Source organism: Microbacterium sp. BF1 (genome assembly GCF_019279095.1).
In the GTDB taxonomy this organism is placed as follows: domain Bacteria; phylum Actinomycetota; class Actinomycetes; order Actinomycetales; family Microbacteriaceae; genus Microbacterium; species Microbacterium maritypicum.
This window is the reverse complement of record NZ_JAGYWT010000762.1, coordinates 1-765: the sequence shown is the minus strand read 5'-3', so window position 1 is coordinate 765 and position 765 is coordinate 1. Positions and strand designations below refer to the sequence as shown.

2 pseudogenes are annotated in these 765 nt (G+C 64.2%); one reads left to right on the top strand and one right to left on the bottom strand.

The features are described 5' to 3' along the window. Nucleotides 1-266 (bottom strand): annotated as a pseudogene (locus KZA10_RS16620) (hypothetical protein); the annotation flags it as partial. Between the two features lie 50 nt (nt 267-316). On the opposite strand from KZA10_RS16620, the pseudogene KZA10_RS16615 reads away from it, so the two are divergent. Further along, nucleotides 317-765 (top strand): annotated as a pseudogene (locus KZA10_RS16615) (ATP-binding protein); the annotation flags it as partial.

Sequence of the window (765 nt, the reverse complement as noted above, 5' to 3'; positions counted from 1 at the left end):
GAGGCGAACGCCAGCGCGAAGCCCCACGTCTGCGCGTCGAAGAGTGTCAGTCCGTAGGGATCCATCAACGCCATGTAGACGCCGCCGATGAGGTTGTTGAACGTGGAGAAGATGATCAGCGCGAAGATGACCCCCAGGGTCTGCGCGGTGATCGGCACGCCGCTGGGCAGGGGCACGATCACGGTGCCGAGCACGACGATCAGTGCGGCGAAGACCGCGATGCGGCCGAGTGCGGCGCTGGTATCGGTGGTGCGGGACGTGGTCATATTTCCTCCTGAACACCGTTCACCTGAACGGTGTTCATTAGAATAGGGATGCCCTACTAATGACGTGCTGTTCGGCGTGGATGGAGTCGGCGCTGCTCGACCCGGCAGGCGGGCAACGGTGGGTGATCTATGACGAGGCGTGGCGGCTGATGTCCCAGCCGTCGTTGCTGAGACGGATGGACGCGCACTGGCGGCTCGCCCGGCACTACGGCATCGCCAATGCCTTGATCTTCCACAAGCTGACCGATCTGGAGAACGTCGGTGACTCCGGCAGCGCCATGCGTTCGCTCGCCAACAGCCTGCTGGCGAACGCCGAGACGCGGGTGATCTACCGGCAGGAATCCGACCAGCTGGGCGTCACCGCCAAGGCCCTCGGCCTGACGACCACCGAGCGTAAGCTGCTGCCCTCACTCGGCGTCGGGCAGGGCCTGTGGCGCATCAAAGAACGCAGCTTCGTCGTCCAACAGCAGTTGCACCCTGCTGAGCTCGCGCTCTTCGA